The 21,486-nt window shown below is 66.4% G+C and carries 20 protein-coding genes and 1 pseudogene; 13 read left to right on the top strand and 8 right to left on the bottom strand.

Going from position 1 to position 21,486, the window contains the following annotated elements; genetic code table 11:
• Window positions 1–48 precede the first annotated feature (48 nt).
• Window positions 49–2,145, top strand: coding sequence for a prolyl oligopeptidase family serine peptidase (locus tag ACVOKU_RS14355; protein ID WP_481560247.1), 2,097 nt, complete (start codon window positions 49–51; stop codon window positions 2,143–2,145).
• Window positions 2,146–2,219: 74 nt separating this feature from the next.
• On the opposite strand, the gene ACVOKU_RS14350 is transcribed toward ACVOKU_RS14355, so the two are convergent.
• Window positions 2,220–3,404, bottom strand: coding sequence for a pyridoxal phosphate-dependent aminotransferase (locus ACVOKU_RS14350; RefSeq protein ID WP_481560246.1), 1,185 nt, complete (start codon window positions 3,402–3,404; stop codon window positions 2,220–2,222).
• A 146-nt stretch (window positions 3,405–3,550) separates the two neighbouring features.
• A pseudogene (locus ACVOKU_RS14345) lies at window positions 3,551–3,616 on the bottom strand (hypothetical protein); the annotation flags it as partial.
• Here ACVOKU_RS14345 and ACVOKU_RS14340 point away from each other — a divergent pair.
• The 8 genes from ACVOKU_RS14340 to hslU all read left to right on the top strand — a co-directional run bounded on the left by ACVOKU_RS14340 (window position 3,594) and on the right by hslU (window position 11,076).
• The gene (locus tag ACVOKU_RS14340) at window positions 3,594–5,669 is read left to right on the top strand and encodes a S9 family peptidase (protein WP_481560245.1); all 2,076 of its coding nucleotides are present in this window, start codon (window positions 3,594–3,596) and stop codon (window positions 5,667–5,669) included. The pseudogene ACVOKU_RS14345 and the gene ACVOKU_RS14340 sit on opposite strands and share 23 nt — an antisense overlap.
• A 54-nt stretch (window positions 5,670–5,723) precedes the next feature.
• Window positions 5,724–6,146, top strand: coding sequence for a YbaN family protein (locus ACVOKU_RS14335; RefSeq protein ID WP_053520181.1), 423 nt, complete (start codon window positions 5,724–5,726; stop codon window positions 6,144–6,146).
• 84 nt (window positions 6,147–6,230) lie between these two features.
• Entirely contained in the window at window positions 6,231–6,476 is a 246-nt protein-coding gene (gene lptM, locus ACVOKU_RS14330; RefSeq protein ID WP_481560244.1) for an LPS translocon maturation chaperone LptM, read from the top strand.
• Window positions 6,469–7,320: a diaminopimelate epimerase gene (gene dapF / locus ACVOKU_RS14325; protein WP_481560243.1), complete on the top strand. Its 852-nt coding sequence runs from the start codon at window positions 6,469–6,471 to the stop codon at window positions 7,318–7,320. The genes lptM and dapF overlap by 8 nt, the downstream gene beginning before the upstream one ends.
• Complete coding sequence (locus ACVOKU_RS14320; protein WP_065175177.1) at window positions 7,317–7,991, top strand: DUF484 family protein; 675 nt, start codon at window positions 7,317–7,319, stop codon at window positions 7,989–7,991. The genes dapF and ACVOKU_RS14320 overlap by 4 nt, the downstream gene beginning before the upstream one ends.
• Before the next feature lie 16 nt (window positions 7,992–8,007).
• Window positions 8,008–8,880, top strand: coding sequence for a tyrosine recombinase XerC (gene xerC / locus ACVOKU_RS14315; RefSeq protein ID WP_053520177.1), 873 nt, complete (start codon window positions 8,008–8,010; stop codon window positions 8,878–8,880).
• A 182-nt stretch (window positions 8,881–9,062) separates the two neighbouring features.
• Entirely contained in the window at window positions 9,063–9,614 is a 552-nt protein-coding gene (hslV, locus tag ACVOKU_RS14310; protein ID WP_053520176.1) for an ATP-dependent protease subunit HslV, read from the top strand.
• A gap of 88 nt (window positions 9,615–9,702) precedes the next feature.
• Window positions 9,703–11,076: an ATP-dependent protease ATPase subunit HslU gene (hslU, locus tag ACVOKU_RS14305; protein ID WP_053520175.1), complete on the top strand. Its 1,374-nt coding sequence runs from the start codon at window positions 9,703–9,705 to the stop codon at window positions 11,074–11,076.
• 56 nt (window positions 11,077–11,132) lie between these two features.
• Here the strand turns inward: hslU and ACVOKU_RS14300 are convergent, their stop codons facing one another.
• Window positions 11,133–11,792, bottom strand: coding sequence for a TetR family transcriptional regulator (locus ACVOKU_RS14300; protein ID WP_481560242.1), 660 nt, complete (start codon window positions 11,790–11,792; stop codon window positions 11,133–11,135).
• 220 nt (window positions 11,793–12,012) lie between these two features.
• Between ACVOKU_RS14300 and smeD the strand changes: the two genes are divergently transcribed.
• From smeD to smeF, 3 genes are all read left to right on the top strand, one after another.
• Complete coding sequence (gene smeD, locus ACVOKU_RS14295; protein ID WP_065175174.1) at window positions 12,013–13,194, top strand: multidrug efflux RND transporter periplasmic adaptor subunit SmeD; 1,182 nt, start codon at window positions 12,013–12,015, stop codon at window positions 13,192–13,194.
• A 12-nt stretch (window positions 13,195–13,206) separates the two neighbouring features.
• Window positions 13,207–16,329 carry a multidrug efflux RND transporter permease subunit SmeE gene (gene smeE / locus ACVOKU_RS14290; RefSeq protein ID WP_053520172.1) on the top strand — a complete coding sequence of 1,041 codons (3,123 nt, stop codon included), beginning with the start codon at window positions 13,207–13,209 and terminating at the stop codon, window positions 16,327–16,329.
• Window positions 16,330–16,426: 97 nt separating this feature from the next.
• On the top strand, window positions 16,427–17,812 hold the full coding sequence (gene smeF, locus ACVOKU_RS14285; protein ID WP_481560241.1) for a multidrug efflux RND transporter outer membrane subunit SmeF: 1,386 nt from the start codon (window positions 16,427–16,429) through the stop codon (window positions 17,810–17,812).
• Between the two features lie 200 nt (window positions 17,813–18,012).
• Here the strand turns inward: smeF and ACVOKU_RS14280 are convergent, their stop codons facing one another.
• The 5 genes from ACVOKU_RS14280 to ACVOKU_RS14260 all read right to left on the bottom strand — a co-directional run bounded on the left by ACVOKU_RS14280 (window position 18,013) and on the right by ACVOKU_RS14260 (window position 20,474).
• Window positions 18,013–18,465: an REP-associated tyrosine transposase gene (locus tag ACVOKU_RS14280; protein WP_481560240.1), complete on the bottom strand. Its 453-nt coding sequence runs from the start codon at window positions 18,463–18,465 to the stop codon at window positions 18,013–18,015.
• A 204-nt stretch (window positions 18,466–18,669) separates the two neighbouring features.
• Entirely contained in the window at window positions 18,670–19,092 is a 423-nt protein-coding gene (locus tag ACVOKU_RS14275; protein WP_111186203.1) for a low affinity iron permease family protein, read from the bottom strand.
• 69 nt (window positions 19,093–19,161) lie between these two features.
• On the bottom strand, window positions 19,162–19,488 hold the full coding sequence (locus tag ACVOKU_RS14270) for a hypothetical protein (RefSeq protein WP_111186202.1): 327 nt from the start codon (window positions 19,486–19,488) through the stop codon (window positions 19,162–19,164).
• Between the two features lie 74 nt (window positions 19,489–19,562).
• The gene (locus ACVOKU_RS14265) at window positions 19,563–19,823 is read right to left on the bottom strand and encodes a hypothetical protein (protein ID WP_481560239.1); all 261 of its coding nucleotides are present in this window, start codon (window positions 19,821–19,823) and stop codon (window positions 19,563–19,565) included.
• Window positions 19,824–20,021: 198 nt separating this feature from the next.
• Window positions 20,022–20,474: a nucleoside deaminase gene (locus tag ACVOKU_RS14260; protein ID WP_128989975.1), complete on the bottom strand. Its 453-nt coding sequence runs from the start codon at window positions 20,472–20,474 to the stop codon at window positions 20,022–20,024.
• A gap of 80 nt (window positions 20,475–20,554) precedes the next feature.
• On the opposite strand from ACVOKU_RS14260, the gene ubiE reads away from it, so the two are divergent.
• On the top strand, window positions 20,555–21,316 hold the full coding sequence (ubiE, locus tag ACVOKU_RS14255) for a bifunctional demethylmenaquinone methyltransferase/2-methoxy-6-polyprenyl-1,4-benzoquinol methylase UbiE (RefSeq protein ID WP_053520441.1): 762 nt from the start codon (window positions 20,555–20,557) through the stop codon (window positions 21,314–21,316).
• Window positions 21,317–21,486 lie beyond the last annotated feature (170 nt).

Here is a 21,486-nt window from a genome sequence, read left to right as displayed (position 1 = left end):
TCCGGATCCGTGCTAGCGTTCCACGGCTTATGACTGCCTGGAGCTGCAATGTCACGACTCGCTTCCGCCTGCCTGCTGGCCGGCATGATGACCGCTGCCTCGGTGGGGACCGCCGTGGCTGCTGAAGATACCGACCGTTATGCCTGGCTGGAGGACGTCACCGGCGACAAGCCGCTGTCCTGGGTCAAGGAACAGAACGCCAAGGCCGAGGCGCGCCTGGCGCAGACTCCGGCCTTCAGGCAGATGGAGGCCAGCATCCGTGAGGTGCTCGATTCGGATGCCAAGATTCCCGGCGTGCAGAAGATCGGCGACTACTACTACAACTTCTGGAAGGACAAGCAGCACGAACGTGGCCTGTGGCGGCGCACCACCCTGGCCGAGTACCGCAAGGCCTCGCCACAGTGGGAAACCGTGCTTGACCTGGACGCACTGAACAAGGCCGAGGGCGAGAACTGGGTCTGGCACGGCGCCGACTGCCTGCGCCCGGACTACAGCCGCTGCCTGATCGCGCTGTCACGCGGCGGCGCGGATGCCGATGTCACCCGCGAGTTCGATCTGTCGACGAAGCGCTGGATCGAGGATGGCTTCTTCCGTCCCGAGTCGAAGGGCGGCCTGAACTGGATCGATCGCGATACCGTGTTCGTCTACACCGATTTCGGTGCCGGCACCATGACCACCTCCGGTTACCCGCGCGTGGCCAAGCTGTGGAAGCGTGGGACGCCGATGTCGTCGGCCAGCGTGGTGTACGAAGGCAAGCCGGAGGACATGTACATCGCGGCGATGCACGATGACACCCCGGGCTTCGAGCGCAACCTGGTCAGCCGCACGCTGGCGTTCTACAACAATGAGGTCTACCTGCGCGGCGACGATGGCACGCTGACCAAGATCGATGCGCCGAACTCCGCCGAGAAGGGCCTGCACAAGCAGTGGCTGACCCTGGAGCTGCGCGACGCCTGGACCGTGGGTGGCAAGACGTACGCGTCCGGCTCGCTGCTGGCGACCCGGCTCGATGACTTCCTGGCCGGCAAGCGTGACTTCGAGGTCCTGTTCACCCCGACCGCGACCACCTCGCTGGCCGGTGCGACCTGGACCAAGAACCACCTCGTCCTGAACGTGCTGGACGATGTGAAGAATCGCCTGTCCGTGCTGACCCCGGGCGCCAATGGCTGGCAGAAGAGCGCATTTGTCGGCGCGCCGGCATTCGGCACTCTGGCCGTGGGCGCAGTGGACAGCGACGACAGCGATGCGGTCTGGCTGACTGCCACCGACTATCTGACGCCGACCACCCTGGCTTTGGCCGAGATCGGCAAGGCACCGGAAACGCTGAAGACCATGCCGGCCTTCTTCAATGCCGAGGGCAAGGTGATCGAGCAGCACTTCGCCACCAGCAAGGATGGCACCCGCGTGCCGTACTTCGTGGTGCATGCCAAGGACATGAAGCTGGACGGCTCCAATCCGACCCTGCTGTACGGCTACGGCGGTTTCGAGATTTCGCTGACACCCGGCTATTCCGGTGGCATGGGCCGCGCCTGGCTGGAGAAGGGCGGTGTGTACGTGGTCGCCAACATCCGTGGTGGCGGTGAGTACGGCCCACGCTGGCACCAGGCGGCGCTGAAGCAGAATCGTCACAAGGCCTACGAGGACATGGCCGCGGTGGCACAGGATCTGGTCAAGCGCAGGATCACCAGTGCCAGGCACCTGGGCGTGCAGGGCGGCAGCAACGGCGGCCTGCTGACCGGCAACATGCTGACGCAGTACCCGGAGCTGTTCGGTGCGGTGGTGGTGCAGGTTCCGCTGCTGGACATGAAGCGCTACAGCCATCTGCTGGCCGGCGCGTCGTGGATGGCCGAGTACGGCAACCCCGATACCAGCGACTGGGAGTTCATCAAGACCTTCTCGCCGTACCACCTGTTCGACGCGAAGAAGAACTACCCGCCGGTGCTGTTCACCACCTCCACCCGTGATGACCGCGTGCATCCGGCCCATGCCCGCAAGATGGCGGCGAAGATGATCGACGCCGGCAAGGATGTGACCTACTACGAGAACATCGAAGGTGGTCATGGCGGCGCAGCCAACAACGCGCAGGCCGCGCACATGGCGGCCCTGGCCTACAGCTTCCTGTGGGAGCGCCTGGGCGGTAAATGACGAAATGAAGAACGCCGCCCCCGGGCGGCGTTTTTCATGGGCGGCGCTGCGCGCTCGCCGGGCATGGCCCGGCGCTACCGGAAATGTTGCAGCCCGCGCGCGATGCGCTCCACCGCTTCCTGCAGCCGCGGGATCTCCTGGGTATAGGCCAGGCGCACATGCTGGTTGGCGCGGTGGAAGCCGAAATCCAGGCCCGGGGTAAAGGCCACATGCTCGGTTTCCAGGAAGTGCGCGCAGAACGCCTGGGCATCATCGGTGAACGCACTGACATCGGCGTACAGATAGAACGCGCCCTGCGGCTCCACCTCGATGCGGAAGCCCAGCTCACGCAGCGCCGGCAACAGGAAATCGCGACGCCGGCGGAAGGCCTCCCGTCGCTGTTCGAAGATCGCCATCGATTCATCGGTGAAACAGGCCAGGGCTGCATGCTGGGCGATGCTCGACGCACTGATGTACAGGTTCTGCGCCAGCTTCTCCAGTTCGGGCACCGCTGCGGGCGGCGCCACCAGCCAGCCCAGGCGCCAGCCGGTCATGCCGAAGTACTTCGAGAAACTGTTCAGTACGAACGCGCTGTCATCGACCTGCAATACGCTGGCGGCGTCCACGCCGTAGGTCAGGCCGTGATAGATCTCGTCCACCACCAGGTGCCCGCCGCGTGCGTGCAGTGCGCGTGACAGCGCCGCAAGTTCATCGGCCGACAGCACCGTGCCGGTGGGGTTGGCCGGCGAGGCGACGAGTGCGCCGACGCTGTCCGTGTTCCAGTGCTGTTGCACCAGCGAGGGTGTGAGCTGGTAAGCGGTCTGTGGACCGACCGGGACCAGCTGTGCGGCACCTTCCACCAGGCGCAGGAAATGCCGGTTGCAGGGATAGCCGGGATCGGCCAGCAGCCAGTGCCGGCCCGGGTCGACCAGCAGGCTGCTGGCCAGCAGCAGCGCGCCGGAGCCGCCAGGAGTGACCAGGATGCGTTCCGGATCCACATCCAGCCGGTAACGGCTGCGATAGAAACCGCTGATCGCCTGGCGCAGCGCAGGCAGGCCGCGTGCGGCGGTGTAGCGCGTGTGCCCGGCGGCCAGGGCCGCCTGGCCGGCACGCACCACCGGCCCGGCCGTGGTGAAGTCCGGTTCGCCGATCTCCAGGTGGATGACATCGTGGCCGGCCTGTTCCAGCGCCTGCGCGCGGGCCAGCAGGGACATCACGTGGAAAGGAGCGATTTCATGGCTGCGCCGGCTGTAGACCGGCGGGTGGGGCAGGGTACTCATGCGCCCATGGTACGCCGACCGCTGCCAGCGGACCCGCACCGTGACGACCTGCAGGGTTGTGGTGCCGACGGGATTGGGGTCAGATCGCTGTTAGGGGAAAGGGAACCGATCCCGTCGAAGACCATTGCATTGAAGCGCCTGGAGCCTTATCTCATGAAGTCCACCCTCTGCCTGTTGCTCGCCAGCCTGATGACCAGCACCGCTACCGCCGCCCCCCTGCCTGTTCCGCCGGACGCCGCCCGGCATCCGCACGAGGTCAAGGCCCCGTTCGGCGCGACCCGCAACGACGACTATTACTGGCTGCGTGACGACAAGCGCGCGAACAAGGACATGCTGGCCTACCTGCAGGCCGAGAACGCCTATGCCGACCAGGTGCTGGCGCCGTTGAAGCCGCTGGAAGACGCGCTGTACAAGGAAATCGTCGGCCGCATCAAGCAGGATGATTCCAGCGTGCCGGCGCGCGAGCGCGGCTACTGGTACTACAGCCGCTTCGAGACCGGGCAGGACTACCCGATCCACGCACGCCGCAAGGGCAGCATGGATGCCGCCGAAGAAGTGCTGCTGGACGTCAACGCAATGGCCGCCGGCAAGGGCTACTTCAATGTCGGCTCGATGGAAGTCAGCCAGGACAACCAGCTGCTGGCCTGGGCCGACGATGACGTGGGCCGTCGCCAGTACACGATCCGCTTCAAGGACCTGCGGACCGGGCAGGTGCTGCCCGACGTGATCACCGGCAGTTCCGGCGACCTGGTCTGGGCCGACGACAACCGCACCGTGCTGTACGTCGAGAACGATCCGGAAACGCTGCTGACCGTGCGCGTGAAAAAGCACGTGCTGGGCACCCCGGCCAGCGCCGACACCGTCGTCTACGAAGAGAAGGACGACAGCTTCTACATGGGCATCGGCCGCACCCGCGACGACCGCTTCATCACCATCGGCGTGCACAGTACTGTGTCGTCGGAAGAGCGCTACGCGCCGGCCAGCGACCCGACCACGTTCACCGTGCTGGCGCCACGCCAGCGCGACGTCGAGTACGACGCCGACCACTACGATGGCCGCTGGGTGATACGTACCAACGACAGTGCAAAGAACTTCAAACTGGTCACCGCACCGACCGATGCCACCTCGCGTGTGCAGTGGAAGGACTGGATCGCGCATGACGATGCGGTGTTCATCGAAGGCTTCGAGCTGTTTGATGGCTTCACCGCCATTGCCGAGCGCTCTGAAGGCCTGGAGCGCATCCGCCTGCTGTTCAAGGATGGCCGCAGCGACTACGTGAAGGCCGATGAGCCGGCGTATTCCATGGGCCTGGGCGACAACACCGAGGCCGATACGCCGTGGCTTCGCTACGTCTACACCTCGATGACCACCCCGACCACCGTGTTCGAGCTGAACACCGCCACCGGCGAGCGCCGCCAGCTGAAGGTGCAGCCGGTGATCGGCTATGACGCATCGAAGTACGAAACCGAACGCGTCTGGATCACCGCGCGCGATGGCGTGAAGGTGCCGGTGTCGCTGGTCTACCGCAAGGGCTACCAGAAGGACGGCAAGGGCGCGCTGTTCCAGTACGCCTACGGCAGCTACGGCATGTCGATGGACCCGTACTTCAACCAGACGGCAGTGAGCCTGCTCGATCGCGGCGTGGTGTATGCCATCGCCCACATCCGCGGTGGCCAGGAGATGGGCCGCGACTGGTACGAGAACGGCAAGCTGCTGCACAAGCAGAACACCTTCAACGACTTCATCGACGTTACCCGTGGACTGGTGGCGCAGGGCTGGGCGGCGAAGGATCGCGTGGCCGCGTCCGGTGGCAGTGCCGGTGGCCTGCTGATGGGGGCGGTGGCCAACCAGGCGCCGCAGGACTACCGGGTGATGGTGGCGCAGGTGCCGTTCGTGGACGTGGTCACCACCATGCTGGATCCGACCATCCCGCTGACCACCAACGAGTACGACGAGTGGGGCAACCCGGAGCAGAAGCAGTACTACGACTACATGCTCTCCTACTCGCCCTACGACAATGTCAGGAAGCAGGATTATCCGGCGCTGTTCGTCGGTACCGGCCTGTGGGATTCGCAGGTGCAGTACTGGGAACCGGCCAAGTGGGTGGCCAGGCTGCGCGACGACAACACTGGCCATTACCCGATCCTGTTCCGCACCAACATGGAGGCCGGCCATGGCGGCAAGTCGGGTCGCTTCCAGCGTTACCGCGAGCTGTCCGAATCGTATGCCTTCGTGCTGCAGCAGCTGGGTATCGCAGCACCGTGATCGCGGCGGGGTGCCGGGCGTTGCCGGGCACCCCGAACCGTTATCCTTGCGGTCATGAGCCTGCCTGAACCGCCTGCCGCCCAGGACGCAGCCCCGACCCGCCGGCCGGTGCGTTTCCGCTGGGCATGGTGGCTGCTCGCCTATGTCAGTCTCGGTACCGGCATTGTCGGCATCTTCGTGCCGGGGCTGCCGACAACCGTATTCATCCTGATCTCGGCATGGGCCGCCTCGCGCGGCTCCGAGCGGCTGCATGCCTGGCTGCTGCAGCATCCGCGCTTCGGGCCGGCCATCAGCAACTGGCAGGCGCATGGCGCGGTCAGCCGCTACGGCAAATGGATGGCCACGATCACCATGGCGGTCTGCGCCGGGATCATGCTGTGGTGCGTGCCGATCGCCTGGGTGAAGTGGTTCTCCATCGGCAGCATGACCGTGGTGGCGATCTGGCTGTGGACGCGGCCGCTGCCGCCGCAGGACTGACCCTTCCGCCGGGCATGGCCCGGCGCTGCCATGGGGGCCGTACCCTCCACCAACCGCTCAGCCGGCAGTGGCTATACTCGGGGCATGAAGATTCCCCATCGAAACGCCATCCTGATTCCGCTGGCAGCGGCCTCGCTGCTGTTCCTGTCCGCCTGCGGCAACAAGGGCCCGCTGGTGCTGCCGCAGAAGCCGGTGCCGGTGGAAGAGACCGTCGAGCCGGCCACCGATGCCGACGGCGAAGCAACCCCGCCTGCCACCCAGGACACGGGTGACGGCAGTCCGTCGGTGACCCCGGACCCGGTGAAGCAGGTGGACGACGGGAATGAGTAAGACCGGTTCCATCGCGCTGCGTTTCAGCAAGATGCACGGCGCGGGTAACGATTTCGTAGTGATCGACCTGCGCGACGGCACCGCGCCGCCCACGCCACAGCTGGCCGCGCGCCTGGCCGACCGCCACACCGGCGTGGGCTGCGACCAGATCCTGACCATCGAGGCCCCGCGCGTCGAAGGCTCGGTCGCCTCGTACCGGATCTGGAACGCCGATGGCTCCAATTCCGAGCAGTGCGGCAACGGCGCGCGCTGCATCGCGGCCTGGCTGGTGCGCGAGGGCAGTGCCCAGGGCGATGCATTCGTCATCGACAGCCCACTGGCCAGCCATGCGGTGCAGGTGCTGGGCCAGGGCCAGTATGCGGTGACCATGGGCGTACCCGCATTCGAACCTGCCAGCGTGCCGCTGGTCGGCTTTGCCCACCCGCGCGAGGAGTATCTGCTGCCGCTGCAGGGCGAGAGCGTGCGGTTTGCTGCGGTGTCGATGGGCAATCCGCATGCCGTGATCGAGGTGGGCCTGATCGATGCGGCGCCGGTCGAGCGCGTCGGCGCGCTGCTGCAGCAGCATGCCTCGTTCCCGAAGTCGGTGAACGTGGGTTTCACCCAGGTCATCGCGCCGGACCATGCGCGGTTGCGCGTGTTCGAGCGGGGCGTCGGCGAGACCCTCGCCTGCGGCAGCGGCGCCTGTGCAGCCGCAGTCACCCTCATGCAGCGCGGTCGCCTGCAGCGCGATGCACGCATCAGCCTGCCCGGCGGCGAACTGCGCATCCAGTGGCCGGGCGAGGGGCAGCCCGTGGTGATGGCCGGCCCCACCGCATTCGTCTTCGAAGGGGAGTGGATCGCATGACTGAGACCGTCGACAAGCTCGGGGCCCACGAAGTCGCTGCCTGGTTGCGGCGCCATCCGGCCTTCCTCAAGCAGTTTCCGGACCTGGCGCTGACCCTGGTGGTGCCGCGCGATGATGGCCCGACTGCATCGCTGGCCAGCTACCAGCTGGAGCTGCTGCGGGAAAAGAACCGCGAGCTGGCGCGACGGTTGGCCGATCTGGGCGCGACCGCCCAGGTCAACGAACGGCTGGCGGTGCGCACCCACCAGCTGACGCTGGCACTGATGAAGCAGGGCAGTGCCGCCGATACCCTGCGTGCGATGGCCGCCTCGCTGCAGGAGGATTTTGCGGGTGATCTGGTGCGGCTGGTCGTGCACGTGCCGGTGGCCGGGCTGGAACAGGCTGAATGGCTGCAGGTCATCGCGGCCGACGATCCACGCCTGGGCCCCTTCCGTGATTGCCTGAAAGACGGTGAGCCGATCTGCGGCCGCCTGCAGCCGGAAAAGAACGCGGTGCTGTATGGCGCGCGCAGTGAGGAGGTGCAGACCACCGCCCTGCTGCCGCTGCCGGGTGTAGGCCTGATCGCGGTCGGCAGCCATGACCCGAACCGCTTCTATCCGGGCATGGGCACGCTGTTCCTGCGCATGATGGGCGAGGCCCTGGCCACCGGCCTCAAGCGCTTCCAGGACTGAGCGGAGCGCGGCGGCGATGAGCGCGGTCATGGCGTTCCTGCAGCACCTGCAGGTGGAACGGCGGATGTCGGCGCATACGCTGGACGCCTACCGTCGCGACCTGGATGCGCTGGCGGCATGGGCCGAGCCGCGGGGCGTGCCGGTGGAGGCGCTGGATGCGGACGCCGTGCGACAGTTCGTCGCCGATGAACATCGCCGGGGCCTGTCGGCCAAGAGCCTGCAGCGGCGGCTGTCTGCCTGCCGCAGCTTCTATGCGTGGCTGCTCCGGCATGGCCGCATCGAGGTCAGTCCAGCAGCAACGCTGAAGGCACCGCGAGCGCCGCGCAGGCTGCCGCAGGTGCTCGACGCCGATGAAGCAGTGCAACTGGTCGAACTGGAACCGGAAGGCGAGCTGGGGCGACGCGACCGCGCGCTGCTGGAGCTGTTCTATTCCTCCGGCCTGCGCCTGAGCGAGGTCTGCGCATTGACCTGGCGTGACCTGGATTTTGCCAGCGGACTGGTCAACGTGATGGGCAAAGGCAACCGCCAGCGTCGGGTACCGTTCGGCAAGCCGGCGCGCGAGGCACTGCTCGCCTGGCGCAGCGAAAGCGGCGGCGCCCCGGCCACCCCGGTGTTTCCGGGCCGCAACGGGCCGATCAGCCAGCGCGCGGTGCAGATCCGCATCCGCCAGCTGGCGCAGCGGCAAGGGCTGTTCAAGCACGTGCATCCGCACATGCTGCGGCACAGCTTCGCCAGCCACATCCTCGAGTCGTCCGGCGACCTGCGCGGCGTGCAGGAACTGCTGGGGCACGCCGACATCGCCACCACGCAGATCTACACCCATCTGGATTTCCAGCACCTGGCCAAGGTCTACGACGCTGCGCATCCGCGCGCCAAGCGCCGCCGGTAGCGCCAATCCACGCCCTGCGGCAGTGGTAGCGCCGGGCCATGCCCTGATGCGGTGGTAGCGCCGGGCCATGCCCGGCGGATGCAGCGGCCGCTGGCGCCCGAGCCCTGAACGGCAGCCATCCGCGCAGGCTTGATCGGCCCCGGCGCTGTCCCCATGTCCCGGGAACAGCTATCGGAGGCCGCATGGACCCCAGTCAGAACCCCAACGTTTTCCACGCCACCACCATCGTCTGCGTGCGTCGCGGCGAGCATGTGGCCATTGCCGGCGACGGCCAGGTCACGCTCGGCCACACCGTGATGAAGGGCAATGCGCGCAAGGTGCGCCGGCTGGGTCGCGATGGCCAGGTGCTGGCCGGTTTCGCCGGCGCGGCCGCCGATGCCTTCACCCTGTTCGAGCTGTTCGAGGCCAAGCTGGAAAAGCACGGCCAGCTGCAGCGTGCCGCCGTCGAGCTGGCCAAGGACTGGCGCACCGAGCGTCGCCTGGGCAAGCTGGAAGCACTGCTGGCCGTGGCCGACAAGGAAACCTCGCTGATCATCAGCGGTACCGGCGACGTGATCGAGCCGGAAGACGGCATCATCGCCATCGGTTCCGGCGGTTCCTACGCGCTGTCGGCGGCCCGCGCGCTGATGGCGCACACGGCGCTGGATGCGCGCACCATCGCCAGTGAAGCGATCAACATCGCGGGCGACATCTGCATCTACACCAACCGCAACGTGGTGGTCGAGGAGCTGTGACGCTCCCTGATCCGCCGGGCATGGCCCGGCGCTACCGGCCGGGCCGTCTGGTTCCGGTGTCATCGACAACGCATTCGTGAGCCCATCCATGTCGAAGATCGAAGTTTCCTCCGCCACCATGACGCCGCGCGAGATCGTGCAGGAGCTGGATCGGCACATCGTTGGCCAGCATGACGCCAAGCGCGCCGTGGCCATCGCCCTGCGCAACCGCTGGCGCCGCATGCAGCTGCCGGCCGAGCTGCGCAACGAGGTCATGCCGAAGAACATCCTGATGATCGGCCCGACCGGCGTCGGCAAGACCGAGATCGCGCGTCGCCTGGCCACGCTGGCCAATGCGCCGTTCGTGAAGGTCGAAGCGACCCGTTTCACCGAGGTCGGCTACGTCGGCAAGGACGTCGAACAGATCATCCGCGATCTGGCCGATACGGCGGTCAAGCTGTACCGCGAGCAGGCCAAGGTGCGCGTGCGCACCCAGGCCGAAGAACGTGCTGAAGACCGCATCCTCGACGCGCTGCTGCCACGCCGCAGCGGTGGCATCGGTTTCGACCCGGAAGTGGCGCGCAACGAGCCGTCGGCACAGGACAACGAAACCCGCATCAAGTTCCGCAAGATGCTGCGCAATGGCGAGCTGGACGAGCGCGAGATTGAACTGGATCTGGCCGCCAACGTCAGCATGGACATCATGACGCCGCCGGGCATGGAGGAGATGGGCCAGCAGCTGAAGTCCATGTTCGCCAATCTCGGCGGTGGTGCCAAGGCGCACAAGCGCACCTTGACCATCAAGGCGGCACGCCCGCTGCTGCTGGAGGAAGAAGCCGGCAAGCTGGTCAACGAGGACGATATCCGCACTGCGGCGATCGAAGCCTGCGAGCAGCATGGCATCGTCTTCATCGACGAGATCGACAAGGTTGCCAAGCGCGGTGACAACGTGGGGGGTGGCGACGTCTCGCGCGAAGGCGTGCAGCGCGATCTGCTGCCGCTGGTGGAAGGCTCGAACGTGTCGACCAAGTACGGCACGATCAAGACCGACCATATCCTGTTCATCGCTTCCGGTGCCTTCCATCTGGCCAAGCCGAGCGATCTGATTCCGGAGCTGCAGGGTCGTTTCCCGATCCGCGTGGAACTGGGCGCGCTGAGCAAGGGTGATTTCGTGCGCATCCTGACCGAGCCGAAGGCGGCGCTGACCAAGCAGTACGAAGCGCTGCTGGCCACCGAAGGCGTCAAGGTCAGCTTCACTGCCGACGCCATCGACCGCCTGGCCGAGATCGCCTTCCAGGTGAACGAGCGCCAGGAGAACATCGGTGCCCGCCGCCTGCATACGGTACTGGAGCGCCTGCTGGATTCGCTCAGCTACGAAGCGCCTGACCGCGATGGCGAGACCCTGGCCATCGACAGCGCCTACGTCGATGCGCATCTGGGTGAACTGGTGCAGGATCCGGACCTGAGCCGCTACATCCTGTAACGCAGAAGGCCGCCGAAAGGCGGCCTTCTTGTTTGAGGGATCCGACCCCTGTGCGCTCAGGCCTCCGGCAACGGCGCAGGTACGGTGCCCGGCTCGAACACGCCTTCCTTCACGTAGGCGGCCAGGGTCATGTCCAGCGCGAGCATGCCGTCGCGCTTGAGATCCATCAGATCCGGCTCGACCATCGCGCCATGCAGCACCCCCAGCACGGTCGCGTGCAGCATGCGCGCGGCGATCTTCGGGTCGGCACCTTCGCGCAGCTGGCCCAGCGCCTGCGCGCGTCGCAGCGCACGCTCCATCCGGTCCAGCGCATCGCGGAAACCGGCCTGCTGGAGTTCGGTCAGCACCTTGGTATCGGCCGAAGCATCGCTGCGCAGCATGATCTCCATGGTCTTGCGCAGGCGCTCGTCTTCGGCCAGCTCGATGAAGGAATGGATCATCACTGCGCGCAGATCGTGCACCGGCGTATCGCGCTGCTCGGTGGAGGTGCGCTCCAGCTCCTGCATGAAAGGCAGGTGCACCCGTTCGATGATCGCGGCCAGCACCTCGCCCTTGTTCTTGAAGTGCCAGTACACGGCGCCGCGGGTATAGCCGGCGCGGGCACCGATCATCTCCAGCGTGGTACGGGCCACGCCATGTTCATGGAAACAGGCTTCGGCGGCGTCAAGGATGCCTTCCCGGGTTGCCTGGGTGTCCTCTTTGGTCTTGCGGGCCATGGGTACGAGTACGGGTGAAACGTGGCTGAATTGTACCTGTTTACAAACAAACAAGCATGTATGTATATTTCGCCTCCATCGTTCCCGTCGTATGCGTGGCTGTCCGGTTCCGGCACCCATGCCTGCCTGGGTGGCGTTGTTCGAGAGGCCTCAACCCGTTCCCGGGAAGTGTCCGACGTATCAGCGCCTGCTGAGATTTTTCCTTCCAAGAGCCTTCCCCATGTTGCTGAGCCGAATCCGTCCCTTTGCGCTGTCGCTGGCCATCGCCACGACCGTGGCCGCCTGTGGCGGCGAACCCCAGGCCCCCGAACAGGGGCCCGGCCAGGTCAGCGTGGTCACGCTGAAGTCCGAGACCGTGGGCCTGACCCGCGAGTTGCCGGGCCGGACCAATGCCTTCCTGGTGGCCGAAGTACGTCCGCAGGTCAGCGGCATCGTGGCCAAGCGCTTGTTTACCGAGGGCGGCATGGTCAAGGCCGGCGAGCCGCTGTACCAGCTGGATGACGCCAGCTACCGCGCCCAGGCCAACAGTGCCCGCGCACAGCTGGCCCGCGCCGAAGCCACGGCCAACGCCGCGCGCCTGAGTGCCAAGCGCATCACCGAGCTGGCCAAGGTTGATGCGGTCAGCCAGCAGGATCTGGAAAACGCCGTAGCCGCGCAGAAGCAGGCCGAGGCCGATGTCGGCGCCGCACGGGCTTCGCTGGATTCGGCCAACGTCACGCTGGGCTACGCGCGCATCACCGCGCCCATCAGCGGCCGCATCGGCAAGTCCAGCGTCACCCAGGGTGCGCTGGTGAACGCCGGCCAGGCCGACGCGCTGGCCACGGTGCAGCAGCTGGATCCGATCTATGTCGACCTCACCCAGTCTTCGGCCGAGCTGCTGCAACTGCGCCGCGAGCTGGCCGCCGGCCGCCTGCAGGACAACCAGCAGACGCCGGTCAGCATCCTGCTGGAAGACGGCAGCGCTTTCGAGCACAAGGGCACGCTGGAGTTCTCCGAAGTCAGCGTCGATCCGGCCACCGGCAGCTTCGGCCTGCGGGTCAAGGTGGAAAACCCCGATGGCCTGCTGATGCCGGGCATGTACGTGCGCGCGGTGATCGGTGGCGGCGTGCGCAGCGACGCGGTGCTGGTACCGATGCAGGGCATCGCCCGCGATGCCAAGGGTGACACCACGGCGATGGTGGTCGGCAAGGACAGCAAGGTCGAAGTCCGCCCGGTCAAGGTCAGCCGCACCATCGGCGACAAGTGGCTGGTCGAGGATGGCCTGAAGCCCGGCGACAAGGTCATCGTCGAAGGCCTGCAGAAGATCGGCCCCGGCATGCCGGTCAACGCCACCGAAAAGGGCGCCGCACCGGCCAAGCCGGCCGCTGCCCCGCCTGCGGCTCCGGCCGGCGACGCGAAGTAAGCGGAGAATTCCATGGCACGCTTTTTCATCGATCGACCCATCTTCGCGTGGGTCATCGCCATCATCATCATGCTCGCCGGCGGCCTGGCCCTGTTCAAGCTGCCGGTCTCGATGTATCCCAACGTCGCTCCGCCGGCGGTGGAAATCAGCGCCACCTACCCGGGTGCCTCGGCCAAGGTGGTCGAAGACTCGGTGACGCAGATCATCGAGCAGAACATGAAGGGCCTTGATGGCCTGATCTACTTCTCCTCCAACAGCTCGGCCAACGGCCAGGCGACCATCACCCTGACCTTCGAAAGCGGTACCAATCCGGACATCGCGCAGGTGCAGGTACAGAACAAGCTGCAGCTGGCCATGCCGCTGCTGCCGCAGGAAGTGCAGCGGCAGGGCATCAACGTGGCCAAGTCCAGCTCGGGCTTTCTGAACGTGATTGCGTTCGTCTCCGAAGACGGCAGCATGGATGCCAATGACATCGCCGATTACGTCGGCTCCAATGTCGTCGATCGCCTGAGCCGGGTCCCGGGCGTGGGCAACATCCAGGTCTTCGGCGGCAAGTACGCCATGCGCATCTGGCTGGACCCGAACAAGCTGCATACCTATGGCCTGTCGGTGCCGGAAGTGACCGCAGCGATCCAGGCACAGAACGCACAGGTGGCGATCGGCCAGCTGGGCGGCGCGCCCTCGGTGAAGGGCCAGCAGCTCAACGCCACGATCAATGCGCAGTCGCGCCTGCAGACGCCGGAGCAGTTCCGCAACATCGTCGTGCGCGGTGCGCAGGACGGTGCCGAACTGCGCCTGGGGGATGTCGCCCGCGTCGAGCTGGGCGCGGAGTCCTACGACTTCGTCACCCGCTACAACGGCCAGCCGGCCAGCGGCCTGGCCGTCACCCTGGCCACCGGCGCCAATGCGCTCGACACTGCCGCCGGCGTGGATGCTGCGCTGGACGACCTGAAGAACTTCTTCCCGGCCGGCCTGAAGGCCGAGATTCCGTACGACACCACGCCGTTCGTACGCGTGTCGATCAAGGGCGTCGTGCAGACCCTGATCGAAGCGATCGTGCTGGTGTTCGTGGTGATGTACCTGTTCCTGCAGAACTTCCGCGCCACCCTGATCCCGACCATCGCCGTGCCGGTGGTGCTGCTGGGCACCTTCGGCGTACTGGCGATGCTGGGCTTCTCGGTGAACATGCTGACCATGTTCGCGATGGTGCTGGCGATCGGCCTGCTGGTGGACGACGCCATCGTGGTGGTGGAGAACGTCGAGCGCATCATGTCCGAGGAGGGCCTGTCGCCGTTGGAGGCCACCCGCAAGTCGATGGGCCAGATCACCGGTGCACTGGTCGGCATCGGCCTGGTGCTGTCGGCGGTCTTCGTGCCGATGGCCTTCATGAGTGGCTCCACCGGCGTGATCTACCGGCAGTTCTCGGCCACGATCGTTTCGGCGATGGCCCTGTCGGTGCTGGTCGCGATCGTACTGACCCCGGCGCTGTGCGCCACCCTGCTCAAGCCGCTGAAGAAGGGCGAGCATCATGTCGCCCACCGCGGCCTGGCCGGTCGCTTCTTCAACGGCTTCAACCGGGGTTTCGACCGTACCAGCGAAAGCTACCAGCGTGGTGTACGCGGCATCCTGAACCGCCCGTGGCGCTTCATGGGCATCGTCGCCGCGCTGTTCGTGCTGATGGCGGTTCTGTTCGTGCGCCTGCCCAGCTCGTTCCTGCCCAATGAAGACCAGGGCGTGCTGATGGCGCTGGTGCAGGCCCCGGTCGGCGCCACCCAGGAACGTACCCTGGAGTCGATCGCGGCACTGGAGAACCACTTCCTGGAGAACGAGAAAGCGGCGGTCGAGTCGGTGTTCTCGGTGCAGGGCTTCAGCTTCGCCGGCATGGGCCAGAACGCGGGCATGGCCTTCGTCAAGCTGAAGGACTGGAGCGAGCGTGATGCCGACAACGGCGTGATGCCGATCACCGGCCGTGCCATGGCTGCGCTGGGTGGGATCAAGGACGCCTTCATCTTCGCCTTCCCGCCGCCGGCGATCCCCGAGCTGGGCACCGCGTCGGGCTACACCTTCTTCCTGAAGGACAACAGCGGCCAGGGCCACGATGCGCTGGTGGCCGCGCGTGACCAGCTGCTCGGCCTGGCGGCCGGCAGCAAGAAGCTGGCCAACGTCCGCCCGAACGGCCAGGAAGACACGCCGCAGTTCCGCATCGACATCGACGTGGCCAAGGCAACGTCGCTGGGGCTGTCGATCGCCCAGGTCAATACCACCCTGGCCACCGCATGGGGCAGCGCCTACATCGATGATTTCGTCGATCGTGGCCGCGTCAAGCGCGTGTTCGTGCAGGCCGACCAGCCGTTCCGCATGGTGCCGGAGGACTTCGATCTCTGGTCGGTGAAGAACGATAAGGGCGAGATGGTTCCGTTCAGCGCCTTCGCCAGCAAGCACTGGGATTACGGCTCGCCGCGCCTGGAGCGCTACAACGGCGTGTCGGCAATGGAAATCCAGGGCGAACCGGCCCCGGGGGTCGCCTCCGGTGACGCCATGGCCGAGATCGAGCAGCTGGCCAAGCAGCTGCCGGCGGGCTTCGGCATCGAGTGGACCGCGATGTCCTACCAGGAACGTCAGGCCGGCTCGCAGACCCCGCTGCTGTACACGCTGTCGCTGATGATCGTGTTCCTGTGCCTGGCCGCGATGTACGAAAGCTGGAGTGTTCCGACCGCCGTGCTGCTGGCCGCCCCGCTGGGTATCCTCGGCGCGGTGCTGGCCAATACCTTCAAGGGGCTGGAGCGCGACATCTACTTCCAGGTGGCGATGCTGACCACGGTGGGCCTGACCAGCAAGAACGCGATCCTGATCGTCGAGTTCGCCAAGGAGAACCTGGAGAAGGGGGCCGGCCTGATCGAATCGATCATGCATGCCGTGCGCGATCGCCTGCGTCCCATCGTGATGACCTCGCTTGCATTCGGCATGGGCGTGGTGCCGCTGGCGATCTCCACCGGTGCCGGTTCCGGCGCCAAGCAGGCCATCGGCATCGGCGTGCTGGGCGGCATGATCGTCGGCACCGCGCTGGGCGTGTTCTTCGTGCCGCTGTTCTTCGTGGTGGTGCAGCGCGTGTTCAAACGCAGGACCGCCGAGTGATGGAATCCGGCAGCGCCGGGCCATGCCCGGCGGATGCCTTACCGCGTAGCTGCCGGGAACGGCCCGGCGCTACCACCGTGACCCCCAAGGTGTCGCCATGAAAGTCTCTTCTCTTGCTGTATCCCTGGCCGCCGTGCTCACGGTCGCCGGCTGCTCCACCCTCGCGCCGAAGGACACGGCCGTTGCCCCGGCGATTCCTGCGCAGTGGCCGGCAGAGGCCACGCAGGGCCAGGTTGCCGATGTGGCCACGCTGGGCTGGCGTGACTTCTTCACCGATCCACGCCTGCAGCAGCTGATCGGCCAGGCGCTGGACAACAACCGCGACCTGCGCGTGGCCGTGCTCAATGTCGAGCGCGCACGCGGCCAGTACCGGGTGCAGCGCGCCGACCGGGTGCCGGGTGTGGCCATCACCGGGCAGATGGAGCGCACAGGTACGGATGCGGGAGTCACCGAGCAGTTCACTGCCGGCGTCGGTGTGGCCGAATTCGAACTGGACCTGTTCGGCCGCGTGCGCAACCTCAGCGAAGCAGCACTGCAGCAGTACTTCGCCATCGCCGCCAACCGCCGTAATGCACAGCTGAGCCTGGTGGCCGAGACGGCAACGGCGTGGCTGACCTACGGCGCCGACAGCCAGCAGCTGAAGATCGCCGAAGCGACATTGAAGACCTACGAGGATTCACTGCGCCTGGCAGAAGCACGCCATGAACGGGGCGGCAGTTCAGCACTGGAACTGACCCAGACCCGCACCCTGGTCGAAACCGCGCGCACCGATGCCGCACGCCTGCGCGGCCAGCTCGCGCAGGACCGCAATGCCCTGGCGTTGCTGGCCGGTGGCCAGGTCGACCCGGCTCTGCTGCCGGATGGCATCGAGCCGCAATTGCTGGCACTGGCCCCACCACCGGCCGGCCTGCCCAGCGACGTGCTGTTGCTGCGCCCGGACATCATGGCGGCCGAACACCAGTTGCTGGCCGCCAACGCCAACATCGGCGCTGCCCGCGCAGCGTTCTTCCCGAGCATTTCGCTGACAGGCAGCATCGGCAGCGGATCGAATGAACTGTCGAACCTCTTCGACAGCGGCACGCGCGTGTGGAGCTTCCTGCCGAAGATCACCCTGCCGATCTTCCAGGGCGGCCGTCTGCGTGCCAATCTCGACATAGCCAATGCAGATCGTGATATCGCATTGGCGCAGTACGAGAAGGCGATCCAGAACGGCTTCCGCGAAGCGGCGGATGCGCTGGCGATGAATGTCAGCCTGGATGAGCAGGTCAGCGCGCAGCAGCGTCTGGTCGACGCGGCCGAGCAGGCCAACCGGCTGTCGCAGGCGCGCTATGACGCCGGCCTGGACAGCTTCGTCAGCCTGCTCGACGCGCGTCGTACGGCCTACAGCGCGCAGCAGACGCGGCTGCAGGCGCAGCTGGCCCAGCAGGCGAACCGCATCACCCTGTACAAGGTGCTGGGCGGCGGCTGGCACGAACGCAGCTGACGGGACGCGCCGGGCAGGGCCCGGCGTGGATTCCGGTAGCGCCGGGTCATACCCGGCGCTTCGATCAGACATTCGCAGGGCCTGACGCAGGCCGCGCTGCGCGCTCGCCGGGCATGGCCCGGCGCTACCTGTCGGCGGGATTCCGGTAGCGCCGGGTCATACCCGGCGGCTTTTCGGTCAGATATTCGCAGGGCTCAGTGCTACCGCAGGGACCAGCGGCACCAGGCGAATGGATACTCGTCCAGCTGAACCGCCAGCCCCGCACGAACGGGATTGCCAAGGATGTACAGCGCATGGCGCCTGATTGCATCTTCAGTGCGCACCGCATGATCGAAGTAGCTCGGCTGCCATAGCGGCGTCTGCACGCCAAATTGCTGCCCCAACAGCCTGCTGCTGCGTGATTTCAGCGTTCCCATCAGGCGCGCAAGTGTTCCATCACGGAGTTGCACCAGCCAATGCAGATGATCGGGCATGACGACCCATGCGAATGAATGGCTGAGTCCCATGTGTTCGACGTAGCGAAGCGAATCCACAAGGCATGCAGCACCACGGGGATCCGCAAAAACACGCCGACGTTGCCGCACGACGGTCGTGAGCACATAGTAGCCTTCGATGCGCGAATCGCGGCCGCGCGTTAGGTGACGACTGGACATGCAGCCAGTCTGTGCCGGAGAGATGCATGCGTTCATCAGCGATTGCCGATGAACCAGGTGGGGAACCGCCGTGCTGCAGCTTCACCTTGAGGAGCCGCGCTGCGCGCTCGCCGGGCATGGCCCGGCGCTACCCGTCGGTGGGATTGCGGTAGCGCCGGGTCATACCCGGCGGCCCTTCCATCAGGTGTTCGCAGGTCGTCAGGGCTACACCGCTTCGTCATCACGGCGCACCGTGTGGCAGGCCCGCACACGGGCCAGCGCGTCGCCGGCTTCGCGTGCCATCCGCTCATACTCGGCGCGGATCTCTTCCAGCCGCTGCTCGTCCAGTTCTTCCAGATCCAGCAGTTCGTTGTTGGCTTCCGCGGTGGCGCGGATCAGTTCGTCCAGCTTGATCTGCATCGCCGCAGTATCGGCGTTCTGCGTGTGCTGGATCAGGAAGACCATCAGGAAGGTGATGATGGTGGTGCCGGTGTTGATGACCAGCTGCCAGGTGTCGTTGAAACCGAACACCGGGCCGGAGATGCCCCACACCACCACGATGGCTACTGCGACCAGAAAGGTCCACGGAGAGCCGGTGGCGGCCGCGGCCTTCTTGGCGATGGTATTGAACAGGTTTCTTGCTTTCATCGACGTCGTCCCGCTGGGGTGACGTGATGATCGGCGTGTGGCCGTGCAGCCTGCGTGCAGCAGTCCTGCTCAGGCGCGCAGCCGCGGAGCGTCCTGCAGGCGCACGCGGCTGGCCTGGTAGACGTGCTGCCAGCAGCGGTCGACGAACTCGCGGGCCTGTGCTTCGCTCAGCCGCGGCATGATCTGCAGCGCATACTGGGTCTGGAACATCTCATCACGCTGCGCGTTGCTGGCGCGCGGCTGGGTGATCAGCGAATCGCAGGCGAACTTGATCCAGGGCACGTAGGAACCGAACGAATTGTGAGGCAGCGCACCGTCGGCGTGCTGGCGGCGCCAGTGGTCGAGTTCCGCATCGACGTCGATGACCGGGGGAATGGCAGGGACTTCAGTGTGCATGTCGATCCAATCGGTTGGGGTGGAGGTGGAGTGGGGGGCATCGCAGTGTGCCCCGCCCGCCGGTGGAAGCGGTGTCATCGCAATGTGGAAACTGCGTTGCGATCACCGATCAGTTGGGCGTGCTCGACCACGCCGAGGTCTTCAGCCATGTCCGCCATCGCGTTGCACAGGCGGACATGGTCGCGTGGATGGTCGCGCACCAGTTCCAGCTGCATGCCCTGGTAAGCGGTCCAGAACAGCGCACCGCGCCGGTGCAGCCGATACTGGTCCCGCAGGCGGGCGCGGATTGCGTCAAGAATCGGATCGGGCGTGGGGCTTGCGGCGTGCGCGCACATGGCTGGCTCCGCCGGGGTAGGGGGCCCCGGTAACCCCCACCGTAGGCGTGCTGGAGCGGTGGGGTGTTACCGCGGCGTGTGCATGCGTGCCGACGGAGTGCGCAGCGCGTCACATCGAACGCCGCAGACGCTGACTGCACAAGGGCCTGCCGCGGATGAAGCATTCATTAAACGCGGGTTGGGGTCAGTCCACGGCACTCATTCGCCGATGTCTTCGTTCCAGATCTCGGGATATTGCGCAATGAAGCCCCCGAGCAGGTCGACGCATTCCTGGCTGTCGAGGTCGATCACATTCACGCCGTTTCCGCGCAGCCAGTCGATGCCGCCCTGGAACGTGCGGGACTCGCCGACCACCACGGTGCCGATGTTGAACTGGCGCACCAGTCCCGAGCAGTACCAGCACGGGGCCAGGGTGGTCACCATGATCGTGTCCCGGTAGCGGCGCTGGCGCCCGGCCTTGCGGAAGGCGTCGGTCTCGCCGTGCACCGAGGGATCGCCTTCCTGCACCCGGCGGTTGTGGCCGCAGCCGAGCAGGCGACCGTCGTTGTGGTACAGCGCCGCGCCGATCGGCACGCCGCCCTCGGCCAGGCCCTGGCGGGCTTCGGCGATGGCGGTCTGCAGCAGGGCCTGGTAATCAGGTGTGGTGATCATGCGGGGCTCCGGAAGGTCATGGGCTGCCATGATAAGGCGCCGTTCCCCCGCAGCGGCCCTGGCGGTGCGATAATCGGGGCATGAGCGAATCCCCCTACAAATCCGGTACCACCCATTTCGGGTTCCGCGACGTCGCCGCCAAGGACAAGCAGAAGCTGGTCGGGCAGGTGTTCACCTCGGTCGCGCGCAACTACGACCTGATGAACGACCTGATGAGCCTGGGCGTGCACCGGGCGTGGAAGCGTTACTACGTGGCGACCGCGCAGGTGAAGCCGGGTGACCGCGTGCTTGACCTCGCGGGGGGCACTGGCGACATTGCCGCCCTGCTGAAGGAGCGCGTCGGCGCCGAAGGTTCGGTGGTTCTGGGCGACATCAATGCCGGCATGCTGTCGGTGGGCCGTGATCGCCTCACCAACCGCGGCCTGGTGCTGGGCCTGGACTACGTCCAGTGCAATGCCGAGGCCCTGCCGTTCCCGGACAACAGCTTCGACCTGGTCACCATCGCCTTCGGCCTGCGCAACGTGACCGACAAGGATGCCGGCCTGCGCGAGATGTACCGCGTGCTCAAGGTCGGCGGCCAGGCGCGCGTGCTGGAGTTCTCCGAGGTCACCGCCGACTGGTTCAAGCCGATCTACGACTTCCACTCGTTCAAGATCCTGCCGAAGCTGGGCAAGCTGTTCGCCAATGATTCGGACAGCTACCAGTACCTGGCCGAGAGCATCCGCAAGCATCCGCCGCAGGACGAGCTGAAGGCCATGATGGGCGAGGCCGGTTTCGAGCGCTGCCACTACAAGAACCTGACCGGCGGCATCGTGTCGATCCACTCCGGCTACAAGCTGTAAGGCATCCAGGGCCGCCGGGCTTGGCCCGGCATCCGTCGGTAGCGCCGGGCCATGCCCGGTGGCTCTTCGATCAGACGCTCGCAAGGTCCGACGCAGGCCGCGCTGCGCGCTCGCCGGGCTTGGCCCGGCGCTACCCGGCAACGCCGGCCGCCCTGCCTTACCCCGCACCG

Source organism: Stenotrophomonas sp. STEN147 (assembly GCF_056757995.1).
This window is presented reverse-complemented; position numbering and strand designations above follow the sequence as displayed.

Excerpts from the sequence above, each read along its gene's own strand:
- ACVOKU_RS14355 (WP_481560247.1), top strand. The coding sequence starts at position 49 with ATGTCACGACTCGCTTCCGCCTGCCTGCTGGCCGGCATGATGACCGCT.
- ACVOKU_RS14350 (WP_481560246.1), bottom strand. The coding sequence starts at position 3,404 with ATGAGTACCCTGCCCCACCCGCCGGTCTACAGCCGGCGCAGCCATGAA.
- ACVOKU_RS14340 (WP_481560245.1), top strand. The coding sequence starts at position 3,594 with ATGACCAGCACCGCTACCGCCGCCCCCCTGCCTGTTCCGCCGGACGCC.
- ACVOKU_RS14335 (WP_053520181.1), top strand. The coding sequence starts at position 5,724 with ATGAGCCTGCCTGAACCGCCTGCCGCCCAGGACGCAGCCCCGACCCGC.
- lptM (WP_481560244.1), top strand. The coding sequence starts at position 6,231 with ATGAAGATTCCCCATCGAAACGCCATCCTGATTCCGCTGGCAGCGGCC.
- dapF (WP_481560243.1), top strand. The coding sequence starts at position 6,469 with ATGAGTAAGACCGGTTCCATCGCGCTGCGTTTCAGCAAGATGCACGGC.
- ACVOKU_RS14320 (WP_065175177.1), top strand. The coding sequence starts at position 7,317 with ATGACTGAGACCGTCGACAAGCTCGGGGCCCACGAAGTCGCTGCCTGG.
- xerC (WP_053520177.1), top strand. The coding sequence starts at position 8,008 with ATGAGCGCGGTCATGGCGTTCCTGCAGCACCTGCAGGTGGAACGGCGG.
- hslV (WP_053520176.1), top strand. The coding sequence starts at position 9,063 with ATGGACCCCAGTCAGAACCCCAACGTTTTCCACGCCACCACCATCGTC.
- hslU (WP_053520175.1), top strand. The coding sequence starts at position 9,703 with ATGTCGAAGATCGAAGTTTCCTCCGCCACCATGACGCCGCGCGAGATC.
- ACVOKU_RS14300 (WP_481560242.1), bottom strand. The coding sequence starts at position 11,792 with ATGGCCCGCAAGACCAAAGAGGACACCCAGGCAACCCGGGAAGGCATC.
- smeD (WP_065175174.1), top strand. The coding sequence starts at position 12,013 with ATGTTGCTGAGCCGAATCCGTCCCTTTGCGCTGTCGCTGGCCATCGCC.
- smeE (WP_053520172.1), top strand. The coding sequence starts at position 13,207 with ATGGCACGCTTTTTCATCGATCGACCCATCTTCGCGTGGGTCATCGCC.
- smeF (WP_481560241.1), top strand. The coding sequence starts at position 16,427 with ATGAAAGTCTCTTCTCTTGCTGTATCCCTGGCCGCCGTGCTCACGGTC.
- ACVOKU_RS14280 (WP_481560240.1), bottom strand. The coding sequence starts at position 18,465 with ATGTCCAGTCGTCACCTAACGCGCGGCCGCGATTCGCGCATCGAAGGC.
- ACVOKU_RS14275 (WP_111186203.1), bottom strand. The coding sequence starts at position 19,092 with ATGAAAGCAAGAAACCTGTTCAATACCATCGCCAAGAAGGCCGCGGCC.
- ACVOKU_RS14270 (WP_111186202.1), bottom strand. The coding sequence starts at position 19,488 with ATGCACACTGAAGTCCCTGCCATTCCCCCGGTCATCGACGTCGATGCG.
- ACVOKU_RS14265 (WP_481560239.1), bottom strand. The coding sequence starts at position 19,823 with ATGTGCGCGCACGCCGCAAGCCCCACGCCCGATCCGATTCTTGACGCA.
- ACVOKU_RS14260 (WP_128989975.1), bottom strand. The coding sequence starts at position 20,474 with ATGATCACCACACCTGATTACCAGGCCCTGCTGCAGACCGCCATCGCC.
- ubiE (WP_053520441.1), top strand. The coding sequence starts at position 20,555 with ATGAGCGAATCCCCCTACAAATCCGGTACCACCCATTTCGGGTTCCGC.